Genomic DNA, 22,665 nt, shown 5'->3' with positions numbered 1-22,665 from the left:
TCTACCAGCCAGAGCGGGCGATCGCCTCGTCCCGTGCGTCACCGGCCAGCCACTGCATCCGCAGGGGCTGGCCGGTGACCGTGAACGTCCCGGTGTCCCACTGCACGACGGCGGGTACCTCAAGATCGACCTCGTCGCTGAACAGCCGTGGCCGCGCGGGGTCGACGAAGGTCACGCACCACTCCGTCTGCTCGGTGGGATTGACGTGGCAGGGATGCGTCGCCGGGCCGATCCGGTCCCAGTGCCGGTGCACGCGGGTCACGAGGGTCCCCACGCGACGGTCGCCGTCGAAGAGCCACGCGGCCGCGCCGCTGCCGTCGCGGGCGGGAGACGTCGTCATCGCCCTGTCCCTGACATCTGCACCGACCGCGACGTGCTCTCGTCACGGCCGGGACGCGGCTCGTCGTCGTGGTCACCCGCGTGACCGGTGCCGGGTCCGCCGCCCCCCGGAGCGGCCGGGTCGTTCGCGTCGGTACCACCGGGCGCCGACCCGCCGGCACGCCGTCGACGCAGCGCCCGCACGAGCAGATAGGCGAGGGCGGCCGGAAGGATCCAGGGAAGAGCCGCCCCGATGGCCACGATCAGGACGTCCACGGTGGAGACCAGTGCCGACCATCCGGCCCGGACCCCGCCGGCGAACCCACCCGGAGCGAGCTCGGTCGGCCCGGGAGCGGACGAGACGGAGACCGTCAGGGTCGACATCGCCACCTGCTCGGTCAGCTGGTCGCGCTGGGCCGACAGGCTGTCGAGCTCGGCCTGGCGGGTCGTCAGCTCGGACTCCGCCTCGATCAGCTCAGAGGTGGACTCGGCGGTGTCGATCAGCTCGGTGAGGCGGTCCACCGAGGCGCTGAGTGCGCGGATGCGAGCATCGAGGTCCTGGCCGGTCGCGGTGACGTCGACAGAGTCGACGGAGACGTCCACGACGTCCCCGGCTCCCTCGAGAGCCGTGACGGTGTCCGAGACGCGGTCGGCGGGGAGCCGGATCGTGATCGTCGCGCTCGGCTCGATCTCGTCCGTCCTTGCCGTCTGGCTGCGCGACTCGACCCACCCGCCCGCCGTCTCAGCCATCGTGGCGATCTCACCGACCGTCTCGGCCGGGTCGTCGGCCACCAGCGAGACCCAGCCGCTCGTCACGACCTCGCGGTCCTGCGAGACCGCGTCGCTGCTCGGGAGCGCGGCGCGGTCGCCGTCGGCAACCTCTCCGACGTCAGCGGCAGCCGAGTCCTCGACGCCCATCTCGGTGCTCGACGAGTCGGCGGAGTCCGACGCGCCCGAGGTGCAGCCGGCAAGGGCGAGCACCGCACCCGTCGCGAGGGCGACGACGAGGCCGCCGCGGCGGGTGGTCCGGCTCGTGCGCATCGTCATGGTGCGACCGTAGAGCGGCAGACGCCGGAGCATCAGGGGTTTCGGCCGATCGTGATCGGTTCGTGGCTCGTTCGTGACGTCTTCGTCGCCGGAGTGCCACGATGCAGGGATGATCGTGTGCTGCGGGCTCCTGACCGTCGACGTGCTGCAGACCGTCGAGCGGCTGCCACGTCCTGACGAGAAGGTCGTCGCCCGGCAGCTCGCCGTGGACTTCGGCGGGCCGGCGGCGAACGCGGCGGCGACGGCGGTTGCGCTGGGCTCCGGCGTCCGTCTCGTGGCGTCGGTCGGTGACGGTCCGCTCGCGCAGGTCGCCCGGTCAGGACTCGACCGCGCGGGTGTCACCGTCGCCGACGTCGCCGACGGTGGTGACCCGGCGCTGTCGACGGTTCTCGTGACCGCAGGGACCGGCGAGCGCGCCGTCGTGAGCACGAACGCGACGTCCGCCGTCGGCGCGTCGGTCGAGGTCGACGGCCTGGCGAGGGGCATGGGTCCGGGCGACGTCCTGCTCGTCGACGGCCATCTGCCGGGGGTCGCCCTGGGGCTGGCGAGGGAGGTGCGTCGCCGCGGGGGGATCGTCGTGATGGACGCCGGGTCCTGGAAGCCGGGCACGAGCGAGCTCGTGGCGGCGAGCGATCTTGTGGTGGCCTCGGCCGACTTCTGTATCCCGACGGACCTGCGGGAGAGCGGGCGCGGCGTCGTCGAGACCCTGCGGTCCTGGGGCCCTCGGACGGTCGCGCAGAGCGCGGGCGGGGCGAGCTTCGTCGCCTCGGTCCGTGGCGTCCCGACGACGATCCTGGTGCGACGCCCGGACCGGGTCGTCGACACCCTGGGGGCGGGGGACGTCCTGCACGGTGCGCTCGCCGCGTTCTGCGACCAGGGCCTCGACGACGGGGTCGCGCTGCAGCGTGCCGCGGACGTCGCCACGGTGTCGGTCGGGCACAGCGGGGCGCGCGGCTGGATCGTTGAACCTTAAATGTCACCACTTGGCAACGGTTTGGACACGGTCCTTCGTTTTGGTTGACACTCCCTTAGTAAAGGGGGTCTACTAACAAACATGACGACGGACGTCACGCGCAACGTGGCCACCATGCGAGGGCTGAGCTCCAGGCTCCGACCCCTCACCAAGGTGCTGCCCGAGCACGCGCGTGCCCACAACAGGTCGCTCGTGCTGCAGCACCTGTTCCACGAGGGGCCGACCTCCAGGGCGGACCTGGCGCGTGCCACGCAGCTCACTCGCGTCACGATCTCCGACCTCGTCTCCGCGCTCATCGCCGAGGGGCTCGTCGAGGAGCTCGGCGTCCGCCCCGGCCAGCGCGTCGGCAAGCCCGCGATCCTCGTGGGAATGCGCACCAGCGCCTACCAGATCGTCGCGGTCGACCTGACCGACGACATGGAGATGCGCGGCGCCGTGATGTCGCTGAACGGTGCCATCGTCGTCCGGTCGCAGCTCAACATCGAGGGGCGCACGGGTGCCGATCTCGTCGACCTGCTCGCCCGCTTCATCCGTGGCCTGATCGCGTCGGCCACGCAGCCTGTGCTCGGCGTCGGCATCGGTTCGCCCGGTGTCGTCGACCCCGAGGGGCTGGTCGTCGAGGCCCCCAACCGCCGGTGGTTCGACGTCCCGCTGGCCGCGGACCTCGCCGACCGTCTCGGTCTCCCGGTCCACGTCGCGAACGACGCCAACATCGCCGCGCTCGCCGAGTTCACGTTCGGCAACGCCGACGGTGACGGCTTCATGATCGTCACGGTCGGTCAGGGCGTCGGTGCAGGCGTGGTCGTCGACGGGTCCCCGATGCGCGGCTACCGCAACGCCGCAGGAGAGATCGGGCACGTCACCGTCCTCGCCGAGGGTGGCCTGCGCTGTGCCTGCGGGCGCGACGGCTGCCTCGAGACCGTCCTCGCCGTCCCCGCGCTGCGCAGCGCGACCGCGGGACTGTCCACACAAGACTCCGATGCCGCGCTGGCATCGGCAGGCAGGCTCCTGGGCACCGCCCTCGCTCCTGTCATCAGTGCGCTGAACCTCTCCGAGGTTCTCCTGAGCGGACCCGCCGAGCTTCTCGACGGGCCGCTGAGAGAAACGGCGCTCGAAGTCATCCGCGATCGGACGATGCCGGCGGTCAACGCCGGTCTTACGTTCCGGATGGCGTCCCTGGATGAGGACGTGGTGCTCTCCGGAGCAGCGGTTCTCGTTCTCTCCGGACAGCTCGGGGTCTCCTGAGCCGGGCCGGAGGAGCGGACATCCGCATGACCTCCCGAATTACCTCAGGTGGCGTCCCCAGCGCCACCACAGCGATACACCGAGAGGAAGTACCCCAGTGAAGAGGAACCGCCTCGTCGCCACCACGGTGGCTTCGACGATCACCCTGGCCCTCGCGCTCGCCGCGTGTGGCTCCGACGACTCCAGCTCCGACGAGGGCAGCTCCGACGCCGCCGTCGAGTCTGGTGACCTCCGCGTGTGGCTGGTCGGCACCGACACGCCGCAGGATGCACGCGACTACCTCATCGAGACCTTCGAGTCCGAGAACGAGGGCTCGACGCTCACCATCGAGGAGCAGGCCTGGGACGGCCTCGTCGACAAGCTGACGACGTCTCTCTCCTCGTCCGACAGCCCCGACGTCGTCGAGGTCGGAAACACGCAGGCCTCGGCCTTCACGTCGGCCGGCTTCTTCGCCGACCTCACCGAGGACTACGACGCCCTCGGTGGCGACGACCTGCTCCAGGGCTTCGTCGAGGCGGGCACGTACGACGACAAGTTCTACGCAGCCCCGTACTACTCCGGTGCACGTGCGGTGTTCTACACCCCGCAGATCGTCACCAACGAGATCCCGACCACGCTGGACGAGTACATCTCGACCGCCAAGGACAACACGACCGACGACGTGTCGGGCATGTGGTGGCCGGGTCAGGACTGGTACAACGCTCTCCCGTTCGTCTGGGAGAACGGTGGCTTCATCGCCGAGCAGGCCGACGACGGCACCTGGGAGGCAGGCTTCTCCTCCGAGGGTGGCATCAAGGGCCTCGAGCAGGTCCAGGACCTGATGGTCAACGCCTCGAACGCTCCGGCCGACGGCCAGGAGACGGACCTGCAGGTTCCGTTCTGTGAGGGTTCGGTCGGCTACCTGTCGGCTCCGACCTGGATCAAGTGGTCGATCGTGGCTGAGCCCGACGCCGAGGTTCCGGGCTGCTCGGACACCTACGGTTCGGACCTCGCCGCCTTCGCCCTCCCGGGTGCTGACGGTGGCGCTGCCCAGGTCTTCGCCGGTGGCTCGAACATCGCGGTTGCCGCGAAGTCGGAGAACCCTGAGCTCGCCAAGTCGGCGCTCGAGATCATGCTCTCGGACGGCTACCAGAAGATCCTCGCCGGCAACGGCCTCATCCCCGCCAAGGTCTCGCAGGCCGAGTACCTGCCGGACGACGAGATCACGCAGGCCGGTGCTGCTGCCGCTGCGAACTCGAAGCTGACCCCCGCGTCGCCCAAGTGGGCTGACGTCGAGGCGCAGAAGGTCCTCCAGGACTCGTTCGTCAAGATCGCTCAGGGCGGCGACGTCACGGAGATCGCGACGGCACTGGACGAGCAGATCGAGTCGATCCTCAACAGCTGATCCCACGGTGAGTCACCGCACGCGGTGACAACCCTGCACTGTCAAGGGGTGGGGGCCCCGACGGGTCCCCGCCCCTTGGCATGAGTACACCGCACTGCGACGCGTACCTCGTGCGCGCAGACACCGACGGAGTGAGGAAATGAGCTCAACGACTCTGGAGAACCCGACCGCGGAGCGGTCGAGCGGTTCCCAGCCCGAACGGAAGAAGCGCAAGTCGCCGCTTCCCTGGTTCCTTCTGGCGCCGACCCTCATCGTTCTGGGCGTTCTGACCGGCTACCCGCTGATCCGCCTGATCATCATGTCGTTCCAGGAGTACGAGCGCGCCCAGCTCATGGGCGTCCCCGCCGAATGGGTGGGATTCCAGAACTACACCGACATTCTCACCGACCCGGACTTCTGGACCGTGCTCACCCGGAGCTTCGTGTTCATGATCTTCTGCGTCTTCTTCACGATGCTGCTGGGCATTCTGATCGCCCTCCTGATGCTTCGCCTGAACAAGGGCTTTAAGCTCCTCACCTCGATCGGCCTGCTGCTCGCGTGGGCGATGCCGCAGCTCGCCACGATGATCGTCTTCGGGTGGATCTTCGACACCGAGTACGGCGTCGTGAACCACGTCCTGACGTCGATCACCGGCAACGACTGGATGGGCCACTCCTGGCTCATCAACCCGCTCTCGTTCTTCTTCGTCGCCGGCATCGCCATCATCTGGCAGGCGGTCCCCTTCATCGCGTTCACGATGTACGCGGGCCTGAGCCAGGTTCCCGGAGAGGTCCTCGAGGCGGCGCAGCTCGACGGCACCAGCCCGTTCCAGCGCTTCCGCCTCATCATGGTGCCGTTCGTCCGCAGCATCCTCACGGTGCTCATCATCCTGTCGATCATCTGGGACCTGCGCGTCTTCACCCAGATCTTCGCCCTGCAGGGTGTCGGCGGCATCAGTGAGCAGACGAACACGATCGGTACGTACATCTACCAGGTCGGTATGGCGCAGGGGCACTACGGCCCCGCAAGCGCGATCGCGGTCATCCTGGTCATCATCATGATGGCGATCTCGTACTACTACGTGCGCCAGACCCTGAAGGAGGAAGAGCTGTGAGTACCTCCGCAGCGGCGATTGCCCCCGAGCGCCAGACGCGTTCGTCAACGAAGCCTCCGGCGGTCCGTCGGAGCAAGGACACCCGACGCAAGGCGCGCAACAGCGTGATCTGGTCGGCGATCTCGGTCGTCGTGTTCCTGTTCTCGATCTTCCCGGTCTACTGGATGGTCAACTCCTCGTTCCTTCCCACGTCCATGATCCGTGGGTCGGAGCTGCACCTCTGGCCGGGTTCCAACTTCACCTGGCGCAACTACGAGGTCGCGATCTTCGAACAGGATCGGTCACCGTTCGGTCCCGCGCTGCAGACGTCGCTCCTGGTGACGTTCTTCACGCTGATCTTCGCCCTCCTGTTCGCGTTCCTCGCGTCCATCGCGATCTCTCGCTTCAAGTTCAAGGGTCGCTACACGTTCATCATCACGATCCTCGCGGTCCAGATGATCCCCGCCGAGGCCATGATGATCTCGATCTTCCGGATCATCGACTCCTGGCAGCTGCTGAACACGATCGTCGGTCTCGGCATGGTGTATCTCGCGGCGGTTCTCCCGTTCACGATCTGGACGCTGCGTGGCTTCGTCAACGCCGTGCCGGCAGACCTCGAGGAAGCCGCGATGATCGACGGCTGCTCGCGGACCAAGGCGTTCTGGAAGGTCACCTTCCCGCTGCTGGCTCCCGGCCTCGTGGCGACGGGTGTCTTCGCCTTCATCCAGGCCTGGAACGAGTTCGTGATGGCTCTGATCATCATGACCCGGCCCGAGAACATGACGCTGCCGGTCTGGCTGCGGACGTTCCAGCAGGCCACGATGGCGACGAACTGGGGGGCACTGATGGCGGGCGCGACCCTCATCGCCATCCCGGTCGTCATCTTCTTCATGATCGTTCAGGGCCGAATGACTGGTGGTCTTGTTTCCGGTGCTGTGAAGGGCTGATGTGAGCGAGCTCAGTTCGGTGGCCTCGTCTACGGACGAGGCCACCGCCTCCGCCAGCCCGGCCCAGGGCTATGCCGTGGGTCTGGACGTCGGGGGAACCAAGATTCTCGGTGTCCTCGTCGGGCCGGACGGCTCTGTCGAGGGGACGCTTCGGCTCCCCACCCGGTGGGGACCCGAGGGTGTCGTCTCGAGCGCCGCGGAAGCGGTCACAGGGCTCCTGGACGCTGCGGGCGTACCGGTCGAGCGCCTGACCTCGGTGGGCGTCGGGGTACCCGGGCTCGTGGATCCGGCCTCGGGAGGCGTGCAGCACGCCGTCAACCTCGGGATCGACGCAGAGACGTTCCTGCTGGCCTCCCTGCTCTCCGAGCACCTGGGCGGCGTGCCGGTGAGCGTCGACAACGACCTCAACGTGGCAGCGCTCGGCGCGGCCTCCGTCACCGGCGGGGACGTCGACCTGGCGTTCCTGGCGCTCGGGACCGGGCTTGCCGCGGGAATCGTCCTCGGGGGAGAGCTCCGCCGTGGCGTGTCGGGCGCCGCCGGCGAGATCGGCCACATCCCGGTGGACCCCCGCGGACCGCTGTGCGCGTGCGGTCAACGTGGATGTCTCGAGACGTACGCCTCGGGCACGGCACTCGGTGCCCGCTGGCCGTCGCAGCACGGTCGTCCGGCCCCCGCGGAGCTCTTCGAGGCCGCGGCGGGCGGAGACGAGCGGGCGGTCCTCGTGAAGAACGAGTTCGTCACGGCCGTGGCTGCCGCGATCCGTCTTCTGGTCCTGTCGTACGACGTCGAGCACGTCGTTCTCGGCGGCGGCGTCAGCATTCTCGGCGCACCTCTGCTGGACGCCGTGGCCGTCGCACTCGAGGAGCAGGCATCGTCCTCGCCGTTCCTTGCGTCGTTGGAGATCGCGGATCGCGTCCGCCTCTGTCCGACCGACGTACCCGTCGCCGCCGTGGGCGCAGCCCTCGCCGGTCGCAGAAAGGTGTCGAAATGGAAGTTGTGATTGCACCGGCGGAAGAGCTTGCGAAGCTCGCCGCCGACACGATCGAGGCAAAGCTGCGGGAGAACCCGGCAGCCGTGCTCGGCCTCGCCACCGGATCGAGCCCGTTGAAGGTGTACGACGAGCTGGCCCGCCGTCACGCAGAGGACGGGTTGTCCTTCGCCGAGGCGAAGGCGTTCATGCTCGACGAGTACGTCGGGATCGACGCCGACCACCCGGAGCGCTACCGCAACGTCATCGAGACCGAGATCGCGTCGCGGGTCGACTTCGCACCCGGCGCGGTGAACGGGCCGGACGGGCTGGCCGAGGACCTCGTCGCAGCCTGTGCGGACTACGAGCGTGCCATCGAGTCGGCCGGCGGGGTGGACGTCCAGCTCCTCGGAATCGGCACGGACGGGCACATCGCGTTCAACGAGCCCGGCTCGTCGCTCGCGTCCCGGACCCGGATCAAGACGCTCACGGCGCAGACCCGTGAGGACAACGCGCGGTTCTTCGAGGACGACCTGGACCAGGTCCCGCAGCACTGCCTGACCCAGGGGCTCGCGACGATCATGTCGGCCAAGCACCTGGTGCTCCTGGCGACCGGCAAGGGCAAGGCGGAAGCGGTCCACCAGCTCGTCGAGGGCCCGATCTCGGCCATGTGGCCGGGGACGATCATGCAGATGCACCCGCACGCGACGGTGCTCGTGGACGAGGCCGCGGCCAGCCGTCTGCAGCTCGGCCAGTACTACCGGCAGACCTTCGCGTCCAAGCCCGAGTGGCAGGGACTCTAACCGGACCGACACGTCGCGTCGACGAGCGGGAGGCCATACGGTCTCCCGCTCGTCGTCGTCTCCGCAGGCTGCGCCTCGAGGCGCTCGTCGCCCGGACCCGTCCGTCGTCGTGGGGGTGGGTGGACGTAGTATCGGGGGCATGACTGAACCGACCACCCCTGCTGACCCGCTCGAAGGTACGGGCACGTCGACCAGCGTCCTCGAACGGACCGAGGCCGAGGAGAAGGTCGAGCCCGGCGACCACGAGCGCTTCGCGCACTACGTGCGCAAGGAGAAGATCATGAAGTCCGCGATGTCCGGCAAGCCGGTCATCGCGCTCTGCGGGAAGGTCTGGGTGCCCGGCCGGGACCCCAAGAAGTTCCCGGTCTGCCCCGCGTGCAAGGAGATCTACGAAGGCCTGCGCAGCCCGCAGGACGGCGAGGGTGATTCCGGCAAGTGAGCGAGCGCGCCTCGTCCCGGCAGGACCAGCTCGACCTTCGTCAGACCGCACCGCAGCACGCGTCGTCCTCCGCGGCGTCGAACCTCTCCCCGGCGTTCCCCCGACGGGCCCCGTGGGGGACCGCCTCGAAGCTCCGTGCCTGGCAGGCCGAGGCGATCGAGCAGTACCGGGTCGCCGCACCGCGAGACTTCCTCGCCGTCGCGACCCCGGGGGCCGGCAAGACGACGTTCGCGCTGCGTATAGCGACCGAGCTCCTTGAGCAGGGCGTCGTGCGTCGGGTGACCGTGGTCGCGCCGACCGAGCACCTCAAGCACCAGTGGGCCGACGCCGCGGCGCGGGTGGGCATCCGGATCGACCCGAACTTCCGCAACAGCCAGGGTCGCCACGGAGCGCACTACGACGGCGTCGCCCTGACGTATGCCCAGGTGGCCGCCAAGCCGGCGCTCCACACCGCCCGGACCGCGGCGGCGCCGACGCTCGTCATCCTCGACGAGGTTCACCACGGTGGCGACGCGCTCTCGTGGGGCGACGCCGTCCGTGAGGCCTTCGAGGGCGCCGACCGCCGTCTCGCGCTGACCGGCACGCCGTTCCGGTCCGACACCGCCGCGATCCCGTTCGTCCGCTACGAGCGCGACGCGCACGGCGTGCGACGGTCGGCCGCCGACTACACGTACGGCTACGGCGAGGCGTTGCGCGACCACGTCGTGCGGCCGGTGCTGTTCATGACGTACTCCGGCGCGATGCGCTGGCGTACGCGGGCCGGCGACGAGGTCAGCGCCCGGCTCGGCGAGGACATGACGAAGGACCTCACCGCGCAGGCCTGGCGCACGGCGCTGGACCCGAACGGTGAGTGGATCCCGTCGGTGCTCGCTGCTGCAGACCGTCGGCTGACGGAGGTGCGGCGGACGGTCCCCGACGCGGGCGGGCTCGTCATCGCGTCGGACCAGACGGATGCGCGCGCGTACGCGGGCCACCTGGCGCGGATCACGGGGAGGTCGCCGACGGTGGTGCTCTCCGACGACGACGGCGCGAGTGCCCGGATCGACGAGTTCAGCGACTCGGACGACCGGTGGATGGTCGCGGTCCGGATGGTCTCCGAGGGCGTCGACGTGCCGAGGCTCGCCGTCGGCGTGTACGCGACGTCGACGTCGACCCCGTTGTTCTTCGCCCAGGCGGTCGGCCGGTTCGTCCGTGCGCGTCGTCGTGGGGAGACGGCGTCGATCTTCCTGCCCAGCGTCCCGCTGCTGGTCGATCTGGCGAACGCGATGGAGATCGAGCGTGATCACGCGCTCGACCGCCCGCTGACCGCGGAGGAGCAGGGGGAGGAGTTCGATCCGGAGGCCGACCTGCTGGCGGCGGCGAACCGCGAGGAGAAGGCGTCGGACGACATGGCGCAGGGCACGTTCGAGGCGCTCGACGCGCAGGCGTCGTTCGACCGTGTCCTCTTCGACGGCGGTGAGTTCGGCACGGGGGCGGACGTCGGCTCCGACGACGAGCAGGACTTCCTGGGCCTGCCGGGTCTGCTCGACGCCGATCAGGTCGCGACGCTGCTGCGGCAGCGTCAGGCGAGCCAGGTCTCCGCGCGGTCGAAGAAGGGCCCGAGCGCTGCGGAGCGTGCCGAGCTCGAGCACCGGAAGGCGGGCGAGCTCCGCAAGGAGCTGTCGCAGCTCGTCTCGGCGTGGGCACGTCGCAGCGGGCAGCCCCACGGCTCGGTGCACACCGAGCTGCGGCGTCGCTGCGGAGGGCCCGAGGTCCCGCTGGCGACCGTGGAGCAGCTGCAGAAGCGCACCGAGGTGGTGCGCGGCTGGTTCGTCGGACGGCGCTAGCGGGTCAGCCCAGGTCGATGTTCACGGTCGGGATGACGGGGTCGCCGTCGGAGAGCCGGCGCGCACCGCGGGGGAGCTCGGCGCGAGAGCGTTCGTGGCGGCTCGCGGCCGTGCGGACGCCGTACGGACCCGTCCAGCGGGAGTCGATCGCACCGTCGAGCACCAGCGGGACCTGCAGGGCGCGGGCTTGCCCGCTCTCGGACCTCCAGGCCGCCACGGCGTCCTCGTGGCCAGTGAGCAGGACCTCGCTCTGCGAACGACCGTCGATGCCGGTGACCCGGTTGGCGGTCTTGCGGCCGCCCCGGCTGGCCTTGGACGGTGAGGTCTTCTCGACGGGCTCGATCATGCCGTTCGACGCCTCGCGCGCGACGAGCTTGTAGACCATGCCGCACGTCGGGTGGCCGGAACCGGTGACGAGCCGGGTGCCGACGCCGTACGCGTCGACCGGTGCGACGGCCAGCGCGGCGATCGCGTGCTCGTCCAGGTCGGACGTGACGACGATCTTGGTGTCCCGCGCGCCGAGGCTGTCGAGCTGACGGCGGACCTCGACCGCGAGCGACCCGAGGTCGCCGGAGTCGATGCGCACCGCGCCGAGGCTCGTCCCCGCGACGTCGATCGCGCGGCGGACCCCGGCCGCGACGTCGTAGGTGTCGACCAGGAGCGTCGTCTGCGGGCCGAGCGCCGCGATCTGACCCGCGAACGCGGCCTGCTCGTCGTCGTGCAGCAGGGTGAACGCGTGCGCGGAGGTGCCCGTGGTCTCCAGGTCGTAGCGACGACCGGCCTCGAGGTTCGACGTGGACCCGAACCCGGCGATCACGGCGGCCCGGGCCGCGGCGACGGCGGCCTCCTCGTGGGTGCGGCGCGACCCCATCTCGATGCAGGGTCGGTCGACGGCGGCGCTGGTCATCCGCGACGCGGCGGCGGCGACGGCCGAGTCGTGGTTGAGGATCGAGAGGACGAGGGTCTCGAGGAGCACGCACTCGGCGAACGTCCCTGTGACGGTGAGCACCGGCGACGCCGCGACGTACGTCTCACCCTCGGGATACCCGTGGATCGTGCCCCGGAAGCGGAACTTCGCCAGGAAGTCGAGCGTGGTCCGGTCCACGACACCCGCCTGCGAGAGCCAGGCGAGGTCGTCGTCGTCGAACCGGAAGTCCGCGAGCGCCTCGAGAAGCCGGCCCGTGCCCGCGACGACGCCGTAACGCCGGCCGGGGGGCAGGTTGCGCGTGAAGACCTCGAACGTCGAGTGCCGGTACGCCGTGCCGTCGGCGAGCGCGGCCCGGAGCATCGTCAGCTCGTAGCGGTCGGTCAGGAGCGAGGTCGTCATGGTTCTCACACTATGCGGTGCCTTGGTGCGCGTGCGCGTGGGCGGGCTAACGTGGACGCGTGAGCGAGGAGTCGACGGGCACGGACGTGCTCGAGCGCGAGGAGACCCTGACGGCGTCGGACCGTCCGTGGTCGACCGTCGTCTGGAACGACCCGGTGAACCTGATGACCTACGTGGCCTACGTCTTCGAGAGCTACTTCGGGTACTCGGAGGCGAAGGCACGTCGCCTGATGCTGCAGGTCCACGAGGAGGGGCGGGCGATCGTGTCGACGGGCGGGCGTGAGCGGGTCGAGGTCGACGTGCGGGCCATGCACGGGTACGGCCTCTGGGCCACGATGCAGCGGGCGGACGGCTAGTGCGCGGCTTCGCACCGGTGGACGGAGGGTACGAGGCGGCCCTGGACGAGGCGGAGCGTGACGTCCTGTCGAGCGCGGCGCGCGGTGTCGCGCAGATGCTGGCACCGGTCGTCGAGGGGGAGTCTCCGCAGGACGGTGCGGTGGCCCGGCTCGTGCCGGACGCGTCGGACGACAACGAGGTCGCGGCCGAGTTCCGGCGGCTGACGCAGGACGACGTCGCGCGCGGAAAGATCGACGGGCTGGACCGGTTCGCCGACCTGCTGGACGGTCCGGACGGGCACGGGACCCTGCCGTGGGTCGTCCCGGAGGCGGATGCGCAGGTGGTCGCGACCGCGCTGACCGACATCCGCCTCGTGGTGGCTGACCGGCTCGAGCTCGCGTCGGACGTCGACGTCGAAGAGCTTCACGCACGGCTCGACCAGGCTCTGCGGGCAGAAGAGGAGGGCGTCGACCCGACGGCCGACGACGACGGGGGACTCTGGCGCTTTCTGGCAGGGGTCTTCGTCACGACGGGGTGGCTGCAGGAGTCGCTCGTCGACGCCATGCTGGCGCGCCTGCGCGGGGCGGGTGACCACGCCGCGCCGTGAGCGGTGTCACCGCCCGAACGGCACGGGACCCGACTAGGCTTGACCGGGTGAACGACGCACCCATCGGAATCTTCGATTCCGGGGTCGGCGGCCTGACGGTGGCACGCGCGATCCTCGACCAGCTGCCGCACGAGTCGCTGCGCTACATCGGCGACACCGCGAACTCGCCCTACGGCCCGAAGCCGCTCGCGGCCGTCCGCGCGATGGCCATGTCGATCATGGACCGTCTGGTCGACGACGGTGTCAAGATGCTGGTCATCGCGTGCAACAGCGCCTCCGCGGCAGTCCTGCGGGACGCGCGCGAGCGGTACGAGGTGCGCCACGGGCTGCCGGTCGTCGAGGTGATCCTGCCGGCGGCGCGTCGTGCCGTCGCGGCCACGCGGTCGGGGCAGGTCGGCGTCATCGGCACGCAGGCGACGATCGCCTCGCGCGCCTACGAGGACGCGCTCGCGGTCGCGCCGGGACTCACGCTGACGTCCCAGGCCTGCCCCGAGTTCGTCCGCCTCGTCGAGGCAGGGATCACGTCCGGGCCCGAGGTTCTCGACGTCGCCCGGGAGTACCTCGAGCCGGTGCAGGCGGCGGGGGTGGACACGCTCGTGCTGGGCTGTACGCACTACCCGCTGCTGACCGGTGCGATCTCCTACGTGATGGGCGACGGCGTGACCCTCGTCTCGAGCGCCGAGGAGACCGCCAAGGACGTCTACCGCACGCTCGTGGCGCACGGGCTCGAGCGGAGTCCGGAGGCCGGTCCTCCGGAGCACAGGTTCGTCGCGACGGGCAGCCCCGAGCCGTTCGAGAAGCTCGCCCGCCGGTTCCTCGGACCCGAGGTGCGCATCGTGGAGACCACCGGATGAGGCTGGTGACGGTCGGGTGCTCCGGGTCGTTCGCCGGACCGAGCTCACCGGCGTCGTGCTACCTGGTGCAGGTCCCGGCGACGACGTCGCCCGACGGACGTGCGTGGAACGTCCTGCTCGACCTGGGCAACGGCGGGTTGGGTGCGCTGCAGCGCGTGATCGACCCGCTCGACCTGGACGCGGTGCTGCTCTCCCACCTGCATCCGGACCACTTCGTCGACGTCTGCGGGCTCTACGTGTATCTGCGCTACCACCCGACCGGCGGTACCGAGCGGCACGGTGGCCGGGCACCGCTGCCGGTGTTCGGCCCGCGGGACACCGCCGAGCGTGCGTCGATGGCCTACGCCGGCCGGCCGGGCGAGGACATGGGTGCCCAGTTCGACTTCCGCCGGCTCCGTGACACGGAGCCGATCACGGTCGGGCCGCTGACCATCGAGCCACGTCGGGTCTACCACCCGGTCGAGGCCTTCGGGTTCCGCGTGACCGGCCCGTCGACGGAGCGCCCGGGCGAGACGGCGGTGCTCACGTTCACGGGCGACACCGACTACTGCGACGCCGTCGTGGACCTCGCGCGCGGGGCCGACCTCCTGCTCAGCGAGGCTGCGTTCCACGAGGGCAGGGACGCCGACGTCGACCCCGGCATCCACATGACCGGGCAGGACGCGGGACGGCTCGCGCGCACCGCGGACGTCTCCTCCCTCGTGCTGACGCACGTGCCGGCGTGGAACGATCTTGACCTGACGCTCGCCGAGGCGGCCGGCGAGTACTCCGGTCCCACGGTGATCGCCAGCACCGGGGCGACCTTCTCCGTCTGAGCGCGGCGACTAGGCTGGTCGCATGAGCATCAGCATCGACAACAGCCCGCAGCGTGCCGACGGCCGCGCCCTCGACCAGCTCCGCGACGTCCGTATCACCCGGGGGTGGCTCGACCACGCCGAGGGCTCCGTCCTCGTCGAGTTCGGCCGGACGCGGGTACTGTGCGCGGCGTCCTTCACGGAGGGCGTGCCGCGCTGGAAGAAGGGTTCGGGCGAGGGCTGGGTCACCGCCGAGTACGCGATGCTCCCGCGGGCCACGGACTCCCGGAACAGCCGTGAGTCGGTCAAGGGCAAGATCGGCGGACGCACGCACGAGATCTCCCGCCTGATCGGACGCTCCCTGCGCGCCGTCGTCGACGTCTCCGCGCTCGGCGAGAACACGATCGTCCTCGACTGCGACGTGCTGCAGGCCGACGGCGGCACCCGCACCGCGGCCATCACGGGCGCCTACGTGGCGCTCGCCGACGCGATCGCCTGGGGGCGGGCCCACGGGGCGATCACCGGCGGGGCCGAGGTGCTCACCGACTCGGTGTCCGCCATCAGCGTCGGGATCATCGACGGCACCCCGATGCTCGACCTGCCCTACGAGGAGGACGTGCGTGCGGAGACCGACATGAACGTCGTCGTCACGGGCAGCGGCGCGTTCGTCGAGGTGCAGGGGACCGCCGAGGCAGCCCCCTTCAACCGCGGCGAGCTCGACTCCCTGCTCGACCTGGCCGTCGGCGGGACCGCGACCCTGGCCGAGATCCAGCGCGCGGCGCTCGCCGACGCCCCCGCCGGACGATGACCCTGCCCCGCGCGCGGCTGGTCCTGGCGACGCACAACCGCGGCAAGCTGGTCGAGCTGCGGCAGATCCTCGGTGCCGAGCCCGGCCTGGACCTCGCCGACGAGGCGGTGGTCTCCGCGGCCGACCTGCAGACACCGGAACCTGTCGAGGACGGCGTCACCTTCGAGGCCAACGCGCTGATCAAGGCGCGGGCGCTCGCGTCGGCGACGGGCCTGCCGGCCGTCGCCGACGACTCCGGTCTTGCGGTCGACGTGCTGGGCGGCGCCCCGGGAATCTTCTCCGCACGCTGGGCCGGGCGCCACGGCGACGACCGGGCCAACCTCGACCTGCTGCTCGCACAGCTCGCCGACGTCGCGGACGGGGACCGCGCGGCGGGGTTCGTCTGCGCGGCCGCGCTCGTGACGCCGTCGGGCGCGGAGGTCGTGCGGACCGGTGCGCTGCGCGGCGACCTGCTCCGTGCGCCCCGGGGCGACGGCGGGTTCGGGTACGACCCGGTCCTGCGTCCGACGGGCATGGATCGCTCGTGCGCGGAGCTGGCTCCCGCCGAGAAGAACGCGATCAGCCACCGCGGTCAGGCGTTCCGCGCCCTGGCACCGGAGATCGCCCGCGTGCTGCGGGAGTCGGTCTAGCGACCTCGGGGCGGCGCGCCACGCAGAGCCTGTGCGCGGTGTCGCCGCTCCGAGGGCCAGATGACGGAGACCGCCGCGACCACCCCGCGCCATCCCAGCAGCGTCACGGCGAGGAACCCGAACGAGACGATCTGGAACGCCGGAGCGGCGCCCTGGTCCGTCAGCACCCGCAGGACGACGCCGCCCGCCCAGGCGCATCCCCAGACGACGACGCCCGTGGGCCACAGTGCGGTCGGTCGGCGCCACGCCCGGGACACGAGCCACCCGAGCGCGAGGCCGGCGGCGAACGGCCAGACGATGCGGAGCACGGTCGCCCCGGTCGACCCGGCGTCGTGGGTCTGATATCCGCCGACGGCGAGCGCGAGCACGCAGATCAGGTCCGCGGCGGCGGCGGCGAGGACGACCGAGGGGCGTGGACGGTTCACAGGACGAGCCTACTGCGCGACCGCCTAGGGTTGTGCCGTGCAACTCGTCGCCTCGGACCTCTCGTTCTCCTACCCTGACCTGCCGGTCCTGGACCGCGTCGACCTCGCGGTCGGCCCCGGTGCCCGGCTCGGTGTGGTGGGGGAGAACGGCACGGGAAAGTCGACGCTGCTGCGGCTGCTCGCCGGCGAGCTGGACCCGGCGGGCGGATCCGTCCGGCGTGACGGGTCCCTCGCCGTCGTCGAGCAGGAGATGGTGGTGCCCGACGACCTGCGCGTCGGCGACCTCGTCGACGCGAGCCTCGGCGAGCTCAGGGCCGTGGCCGCACGCCTCCAGGCGGAGACCGACGACTTCGACCACGAGAGCGGGGACCTGGCGCGTCTCGGCGACCTGATGGCGGCCGCCGAGCACCTCGCCGTCTGGGACGCCGACCGCCGGGTCGACGTGGCGCTCTCGCGCCTGGGCGCGTGCCGCGACCGCGACCGGGAGCTCGCGACGCTGAGCGTCGGCCAGCGGTTCCGTGTCCGGCTGGCGTGCCGCCTCGCGGAGCGTTCCGACCTGCTTCTGCTCGACGAGCCCACCAACCATCTTGACGACGCCGGTCTCGAGTTCCTCACCGGTGAGCTGCTCGCCTGGCGCGGGGGCGTCGTCGTGGTCACGCACGACCGTGAGCTGCTCGACGACGTCGCGACCGCGATCCTGGACCTCGACCCGTCGGTCGACGGCCGACCGGTGCTCTACGGCCAGCCGGGGTACCTCGCCTACCGCTTCGCCAAGAACCAGGCCCTGAAGAAGTGGCGGCGTCGGTATCGCGCCGAACGCCAGCGTGCTGAACATCTCGCGCAGGTGCTGGACCGTTCCTACGAGGGCCTGTCGGACGAGTGGCGGCCGCCCAAGGGAAGCCAGAAGCACCGGCGCGCCACGCGGGCCCGGCAGCACGTGAAGTCGGCCGACCGGCTCGCCCAGAAGCTGGAGGAGCAGGCGGTCGAGGTCCCCGTCCCGCCGCTGGAGCTGGTGTTCCCGGACCTCGTCGCGATGGCTCCGGGCTGGGACCCGGGCGAACCCGTGCTGGACGTCCGGCACCCCCGGGTCGAGAGCGTCGGTTCGGTGCTGCTCGACCTGCCGGGCACGCGGATCGCGGTCCCGCCGAGCGGGCGCCTGCTCGTGACCGGGGCGAACGGCTCCGGGAAGTCGACGCTGCTCCGCGCCCTCGCGGGGTCGGTCGGGCTCGCGCGCGGGACGAGGACGGTGATCGACGGCGCACGGGTCGGCGCGGTCGAGCAGGAGGGCGCGGCGGTCGTCCCGGGGTCGAGCGGTTTCGACGCGTTCGCCCGCGAGGCCCTCGACCGGCTCGCCGCCGGGTCGCTGGACCCCGAGCACCTCGTCCCCGTCGCGTTCCTCGGACTGCTGAGCGAGGAGGACCTCGACCGGCCGCTCTCGGAGCTCTCGGCAGGTCAGCGTCGACGGTTCGACCTGGCCCGTGCGCTCCTGACGGTGCCCCACGTCCTGCTGCTCGACGAGCCGACCAACCATCTGTCGATCGACCTCGTCGACGAGCTCACGCGCGCGCTGCGGATCACACCCGCCGCCGTCGTCGTCGCCACCCACGACCGCCGGATGCGCGCCGAGCTCGCGGACTGGCCGACGCTCGACCTGGGTTAGCGGGTCACCCGAGGCGCCCGACGTGCGCCATCGCCTGCCGCAGCAGAGCGCCCTGGCCGCCGTGCATCTCCACCATGACGGTGTCCTCGCACGCCTCCTCGGGCGTGAGCCACGCGAGGTCGAGCGAGTGCTGCTGCGGCTGGCAGTCCCCGGTGACAGGGACGACGTAGGCGAGCGAGACCGCGTGCTGGCGCGGGTCGTGGAACGGGGTGATGCCCGGCGTCGGGAAGTACTCGGCGACGGTGAAGGGCTGTGGTGAGGCCGGGATCTGGGGGAGCGCGACCGAACCCAGGTCCTTCTCGATGTGGCGCAGGAGCGCGTCGCGGATGCGCTCGTGGTACATCACCCGCCCCGAGACGAGCGCGCGGGTCATCTGCCCCTCGGCGTTGACCCGCAGGAGCAGCCCGACGGCGACGACGTCACCGGAGTCGTCCACGCGGACCGGGATCGCGTCGACGTAGACGATGGGGAGCTGGGCGCGGGCGGCCGCGATCTCCTCGCTGGTCATCCACCCCGCCGGCGTCGGGGTGGTGTCGGTGGGATCGAAGTCCTCGGGGCCGATGTCTGCCGTGTCAGTCACCCGACAGTTCTACCCCGCCGAGGCCGTCGGTTCCACCGGCGCGCTCTGCGGCTCCGAGATGCGTGCCACGACCTCGACGAGCATGCGACCGCTCACGTGGGGCGGGAGCGCCTCGACGAGCGAGAGCAGCGGGGTGAGGCGCGTGGGGACGGTCGGTCCGCCGTCGCCCTCGTCGAGCAGTGCGCCGCGCACGATGTTCCACACCGCGTCCGCGTCGGCCTGGTCGAAGACGGCGAGCGCCGCGTGCGGGTCGACCCCGGGCGCGGCGGTCCCCAGCACGTGAGCGAGGACCTGCTCCGGGGCGGGGCGGGCGGTGCCGCGGACCCGGTCGGCCGCCGTCACGAGCGCGCCGGCCAGCTCGTCGACCACGTCGGCCGTCACCGGGGTGACGGTCAGGTGCGTCGTGTGGGGCAGGCGTGTGCCGTCCGACTGGACGAGTCCGGGCTGGGTCTGCAGGACCCAGCCGAGCGTCCGCACCTCGTCGGCCCACAGGTGCGGGTCGACACGCCGGTCCTCCGGGACCGACTCGTCCGTGATGACGGCGAGCAGCGGTCCGTCCGGGCTCCCGAGCACGGTGAGTCCCTCGATCTGGTCGACCTGGGCGGCGAGCACGTCGGTCGCCTCACGGCACCGGCGGGTCAGCGCGACGTAGCCGTCGACGCCGAGCGCCTGCGTGACGGCCCAGGCCGCGGCGAGGGGCCCGGCCGACCGCGAGCCGGCGAGCGTCGCGTTGACGACGGGGTAGCCGGGCCAGTCGGTCACCGAGAAGAACTGGTGGCGCTGCAGGTCACGGCCGCGTACGAGCAGCACGGACGTGCCCTTGGGGACGTACCCGTACTTGTGGACGTCGGCGGAGATGCTGGTGACCCCGGGGACACGGAAGTCGAAGTCGGGGACGTCGGCACCCCCGGCGGCCTCCCAGAACGGCAGCACCCACCCGCCGACGCACGCGTCGACGTGCACCGCGATGCCCTGCGCGGACGCGGCGGCAGCCACCTCGCGCACCGGGTCGACCGCGCCGTGCGGGTAGGCGGGTGCGGATACGACGACGAGTGCGACGTCCTCGCCGAGCCGCGCGATCATGTCGGCTGCGGTCGGGACCCCGGTGGCGGGGTCGACGGGGACGAGGTCGAGGTCGAGGTCGAGCAGCCCGGCGGCCTTGCGGAACGCGGCGTGCGCCGTGGTCGGGATGACGATGCGGGCGCGGTCACCGGGTGCACGCCGCGGGTTGCGGGCGCGCCAGTCCTCGCGGCCGATCTTCACGGCGAGGGTGCAGCTCTCGGTCCCGCCGGAGGTCACGGACCCGACGACATCGGCGTCGCCGTGCAGGACCTGGCCTGCGAACGTGAGGAGCTCGCGCTCCATGACGCCGATCGAGGTGAACGTCGTCGGGTCGAGCCCGTTCAGGTGCTGGACGGAGCGGATCGCCGAGGCGGCGAGCTCGTCCAGGGCGGCGAGGCCCGGGTCGTAGACGTAGGAGAGGACGCGGCCCCCGTGCGTCGGCGCGTCGGCCTTGCGGAGCTCGGCGAGCCGGTCGAGGATCCCGTCGGTGTTCACGGGCACGGGCTCGGACGAGGGCGTGGCGTTCACGGGGAGGCCTCCTGGGATAGTTCACTACGGTCAAAGTCCCCCCGGCGCAGACGGTACCTCATCAGGATCGGCAGGCTCGCTGCCGCCAGGAGCGCCGGGAGGACGGAGAACCCGATCCCGATCCCGAGCAGTGCCGACGAGGGCTGGGTGACGTCGACCCCGGCAGCGCTGGGGACGAATCCCGTGGCGGCGAGGAGCAGGGACAGGAGGGTCCCGCCGAGTGCCATGCCCGCCGTCTCGCCGGCGGTCCACAGCCCCGAGAACGCCCCGCCGGCGCCGGCGCCGTGCCGGCGGGCGTCGTCCTCGACGACGTCGGGGAGCATGGCGAGCGGGAGCACCTGGAGACCTGCGTACGCGATCCCGGCGAGCGCCGTCGGCCCGTAGATCCACGGGCCGGGCGACCAGATGACGGGGATCATCGCGGCCGTCGCGACGGCGAACAGCACCGTCGCGAGGATGAACCCGCGCTCCTTCCCGAGCCGCCGGGTCACCGCCGACCACAGGGGCATCGTCAGGAGCGCGGGGGCGATCAGGGCGGCGAAGAGCAGGGTCACCGCGGCCTCGGACTCCAGCAGGTACGTCGCGACGTACTGCGCCCCGGCGAGGAGCAGGCCGACGCCGAGCGCCTGCAGGACGAAGGCGAAGAAGAGGGCACGGAACGCCTGCGAGCGGGCAAGGGTGGCGCGAGCCGTCCGTGCGGCGCCCCGGATGACGACGCCGACAGGCTGCCGCTCGGGGGCGACGGCCTGGGCCGGGCCGCGCGGCGCGGCGCCCGCGGCGACCAGCATGCCGATGCCGATGACCAGACCGGCGACGACGCCCATCCGGAGGTAGCCCCAGAGCTCGTCGCCGTCGCCGCGCAGGATCGGCCCGCCGCCGCCGAAGGCGAGGATCGCGACGGCGAGGATCGCCACCCGCCACGCCAGCAACCGGGTGCGGTCGTCGTACGTGGGGGCGATCTCGACCGGGAGCGCGATGTACGGCACCTGGAAGAGGCTGAAGGCCGTGGCGGTCAGGACGAACGCGACGAACACCCACGTGGCCGACATCCACGGGTCGAGCCCCGGGGGGACGGCGAACGTGAGGGCGAACGTGAGGGGGATGGTGAAGCCGCCGATCACCATCAGACGCCGCCGGGACCCGGTGCGGGCCAGGTCCCGGTCGCTCGCGTAGCCCACGAGCGGGTTCACGACGACGTCCCAGACCTTGGCGAGCGTCACGACGCCGCCGGCGACCAGGGCCGGGACGGCGAGCGCGTCCGTGAGGTAGTAGAGGAGCACCAGGCCGGGCAACGTCCCGAACCCGCCCGTGCCGACCGATCCGACGGCATAGCGGGTGACGGTCCCAGGACGCAGCGCAGCGGTCATTCGCGCAGCCTAATGGGTCTGCGCTGTGACGAGGACCACGCGAGGGTCCTGCGGTTGCCCGCGAACTGTGCGGGAATACCTGCGAGGCTCGAGGTGCTACGCCCTATGAACGCATGATCGCGACAGACGAAAGGACGGTCATGACGACCACCAACCTCACGCAGGACACCTTTGAGACCACGATCAAGGACAACGACATCGTCCTGGTCGACTTCTGGGCCGAGTGGTGCGGGCCGTGCAAGCAGTTCGGCCCCGTCTTCGAGGCCTCCTCGGACGAGAACCCCGAGATCGTCCACGGCAAGATCGACACCGAGGCCGAGCAGGGCCTCGCGTCGGCCGCCGGGATCACGTCCATCCCGACGCTGATGGCGTTCCGCGAGGGCATCCTCGTCTTCTCGCAGCCCGGTGCGCTCCCCGCACCGCAGCTCGCCGAGGTCGTCAACGCCGTCAAGGGCCTGGACATGGACGAGGTCCGTCAGGCGATCGCCGAGCACGAGGCGTCCGACCACGGTGCGGACGAGGCCAAGGCCTGATCGGCTTCTGAACCCCGCGCGGGTGCTCCTGGCGCCCGCAGCACGAGACCCCGGCAGCAGCGCTGCCAGGGGTCTCGTCGTGTCATTGGAGGGTCAAAGTTCACCCGACGTTGGCACGGGAGCAAGTAGGAACT

The 22,665-nt window shown here is 71.1% G+C and carries 24 protein-coding genes; 17 read left to right on the top strand and 7 right to left on the bottom strand.

What is annotated here, in order from left to right:
• Position 1: 1 nt before the first annotated feature.
• Positions 2-340, bottom strand: a complete 339-nt coding sequence (locus tag BLU20_RS10770) for a hypothetical protein (protein ID WP_083372506.1) — start codon at positions 338-340, stop codon at positions 2-4.
• Entirely contained in the window at positions 337-1,365 is a 1,029-nt protein-coding gene (locus BLU20_RS10765; RefSeq protein ID WP_172829068.1) for a DUF4349 domain-containing protein, read from the bottom strand. The genes BLU20_RS10770 and BLU20_RS10765 overlap by 4 nt, the downstream gene beginning before the upstream one ends.
• 109 nt (positions 1,366-1,474) lie before the next feature.
• Here BLU20_RS10765 and BLU20_RS10760 point away from each other — a divergent pair, with 109 nt between their 5' ends.
• From BLU20_RS10760 to BLU20_RS10720, 9 genes are all read left to right on the top strand, one after another.
• Positions 1,475-2,338, top strand: coding sequence for a PfkB family carbohydrate kinase (locus tag BLU20_RS10760; protein WP_083372504.1), 864 nt, complete (start codon positions 1,475-1,477; stop codon positions 2,336-2,338).
• Positions 2,339-2,419: 81 nt separating this feature from the next.
• Entirely contained in the window at positions 2,420-3,583 is a 1,164-nt protein-coding gene (locus BLU20_RS10755; protein ID WP_081829608.1) for an ROK family transcriptional regulator, read from the top strand.
• A 97-nt stretch (positions 3,584-3,680) separates the two neighbouring features.
• Positions 3,681-4,967, top strand: a complete 1,287-nt coding sequence (locus BLU20_RS10750; protein ID WP_231959196.1) for an extracellular solute-binding protein — start codon at positions 3,681-3,683, stop codon at positions 4,965-4,967.
• Positions 4,968-5,106: 139 nt separating this feature from the next.
• Complete coding sequence (locus BLU20_RS10745; protein ID WP_083372503.1) at positions 5,107-6,060, top strand: carbohydrate ABC transporter permease; 954 nt, start codon at positions 5,107-5,109, stop codon at positions 6,058-6,060.
• Positions 6,057-6,986, top strand: a complete 930-nt coding sequence (locus BLU20_RS10740; RefSeq protein ID WP_081829610.1) for a carbohydrate ABC transporter permease — start codon at positions 6,057-6,059, stop codon at positions 6,984-6,986. Before BLU20_RS10745 ends, BLU20_RS10740 begins: the two co-directional genes overlap by 4 nt.
• A gap of 19 nt (positions 6,987-7,005) precedes the next feature.
• Positions 7,006-7,986: an ROK family protein gene (locus tag BLU20_RS10735; RefSeq protein ID WP_197675450.1), complete on the top strand. Its 981-nt coding sequence runs from the start codon at positions 7,006-7,008 to the stop codon at positions 7,984-7,986.
• Positions 7,974-8,756, top strand: coding sequence for a glucosamine-6-phosphate deaminase (nagB, locus tag BLU20_RS10730; protein WP_029252445.1), 783 nt, complete (start codon positions 7,974-7,976; stop codon positions 8,754-8,756). Before BLU20_RS10735 ends, nagB begins: the two co-directional genes overlap by 13 nt.
• Positions 8,757-8,895: 139 nt before the next feature.
• The gene (locus BLU20_RS10725; protein ID WP_029252446.1) at positions 8,896-9,195 is read left to right on the top strand and encodes a DUF3039 domain-containing protein; all 300 of its coding nucleotides are present in this window, start codon (positions 8,896-8,898) and stop codon (positions 9,193-9,195) included.
• Positions 9,192-11,021, top strand: coding sequence for a DEAD/DEAH box helicase (locus BLU20_RS10720; protein ID WP_029252447.1), 1,830 nt, complete (start codon positions 9,192-9,194; stop codon positions 11,019-11,021). Before BLU20_RS10725 ends, BLU20_RS10720 begins: the two co-directional genes overlap by 4 nt.
• 4 nt (positions 11,022-11,025) lie before the next feature.
• Here the strand turns inward: BLU20_RS10720 and BLU20_RS10715 are convergent, their stop codons facing one another.
• On the bottom strand, positions 11,026-12,357 hold the full coding sequence (locus BLU20_RS10715; RefSeq protein WP_269457195.1) for a nicotinate phosphoribosyltransferase: 1,332 nt from the start codon (positions 12,355-12,357) through the stop codon (positions 11,026-11,028).
• A 50-nt stretch (positions 12,358-12,407) separates the two neighbouring features.
• Here BLU20_RS10715 and clpS point away from each other — a divergent pair, with 50 nt between their 5' ends.
• The 6 genes from clpS to rdgB are packed head-to-tail and all read left to right on the top strand — an operon-like array spanning position 12,408 to position 16,376.
• The gene (clpS, locus tag BLU20_RS10710; RefSeq protein WP_029252449.1) at positions 12,408-12,704 is read left to right on the top strand and encodes an ATP-dependent Clp protease adapter ClpS; all 297 of its coding nucleotides are present in this window, start codon (positions 12,408-12,410) and stop codon (positions 12,702-12,704) included.
• A complete protein-coding gene (locus BLU20_RS10705; protein WP_172829067.1) occupies positions 12,704-13,291 on the top strand; it encodes a DUF2017 family protein in 588 nt (195 codons plus the stop codon). The genes clpS and BLU20_RS10705 overlap by 1 nt, the downstream gene beginning before the upstream one ends.
• A gap of 47 nt (positions 13,292-13,338) precedes the next feature.
• Positions 13,339-14,145 carry a glutamate racemase gene (murI, locus tag BLU20_RS10700; protein ID WP_029252451.1) on the top strand — a complete coding sequence of 269 codons (807 nt, stop codon included), beginning with the start codon at positions 13,339-13,341 and terminating at the stop codon, positions 14,143-14,145.
• Positions 14,142-14,960: an MBL fold metallo-hydrolase gene (locus BLU20_RS10695; protein WP_083372501.1), complete on the top strand. Its 819-nt coding sequence runs from the start codon at positions 14,142-14,144 to the stop codon at positions 14,958-14,960. The genes murI and BLU20_RS10695 overlap by 4 nt, the downstream gene beginning before the upstream one ends.
• Positions 14,961-14,982: 22 nt before the next feature.
• Entirely contained in the window at positions 14,983-15,747 is a 765-nt protein-coding gene (gene rph / locus BLU20_RS10690) for a ribonuclease PH (protein WP_029252453.1), read from the top strand.
• Positions 15,744-16,376, top strand: a complete 633-nt coding sequence (gene rdgB, locus BLU20_RS10685; protein WP_083372500.1) for an RdgB/HAM1 family non-canonical purine NTP pyrophosphatase — start codon at positions 15,744-15,746, stop codon at positions 16,374-16,376. Before rph ends, rdgB begins: the two co-directional genes overlap by 4 nt.
• Here the strand turns inward: rdgB and BLU20_RS10680 are convergent.
• Positions 16,373-16,801 (bottom strand): DUF3054 domain-containing protein, encoded by a 429-nt coding sequence (locus BLU20_RS10680; protein ID WP_083372499.1) that lies wholly within the window; start codon positions 16,799-16,801, stop codon positions 16,373-16,375. The genes rdgB and BLU20_RS10680 overlap by 4 nt on opposite strands.
• Before the next feature lie 37 nt (positions 16,802-16,838).
• On the opposite strand from BLU20_RS10680, the gene BLU20_RS10675 reads away from it, so the two are divergent.
• On the top strand, positions 16,839-18,461 hold the full coding sequence (locus BLU20_RS10675) for an ABC-F family ATP-binding cassette domain-containing protein (protein WP_083372498.1): 1,623 nt from the start codon (positions 16,839-16,841) through the stop codon (positions 18,459-18,461).
• Positions 18,462-18,465: 4 nt separating this feature from the next.
• On the opposite strand, the gene BLU20_RS10670 is transcribed toward BLU20_RS10675, so the two are convergent.
• Genes BLU20_RS10670 through BLU20_RS10660 form a run of 3 tightly spaced genes read right to left on the bottom strand, consistent with a single transcriptional unit; the run spans position 18,466 to position 21,998 of the window.
• Positions 18,466-19,041, bottom strand: coding sequence for an NUDIX hydrolase family protein (locus BLU20_RS10670; protein ID WP_029252457.1), 576 nt, complete (start codon positions 19,039-19,041; stop codon positions 18,466-18,468).
• Between the two features lie 9 nt (positions 19,042-19,050).
• On the bottom strand, positions 19,051-20,631 hold the full coding sequence (locus tag BLU20_RS10665) for a pyridoxal phosphate-dependent decarboxylase family protein (RefSeq protein ID WP_231959195.1): 1,581 nt from the start codon (positions 20,629-20,631) through the stop codon (positions 19,051-19,053).
• Complete coding sequence (locus tag BLU20_RS10660) at positions 20,628-21,998, bottom strand: MFS transporter (RefSeq protein ID WP_083372497.1); 1,371 nt, start codon at positions 21,996-21,998, stop codon at positions 20,628-20,630. Before BLU20_RS10660 ends, BLU20_RS10665 begins: the two co-directional genes overlap by 4 nt.
• Before the next feature lie 140 nt (positions 21,999-22,138).
• Here BLU20_RS10660 and trxA point away from each other — a divergent pair, with 140 nt between their 5' ends.
• Positions 22,139-22,531, top strand: coding sequence for a thioredoxin (gene trxA / locus BLU20_RS10655; RefSeq protein ID WP_029252460.1), 393 nt, complete (start codon positions 22,139-22,141; stop codon positions 22,529-22,531).
• The last annotated feature ends 134 nt before the right edge of the window (positions 22,532-22,665 follow it).

The sequence above is a fragment of the Paraoerskovia marina genome, assembly GCF_900105445.1.
Lineage (GTDB): Bacteria > Actinomycetota > Actinomycetes > Actinomycetales > Cellulomonadaceae > Paraoerskovia > Paraoerskovia marina.
This window is presented reverse-complemented; position numbering and strand designations above follow the sequence as displayed.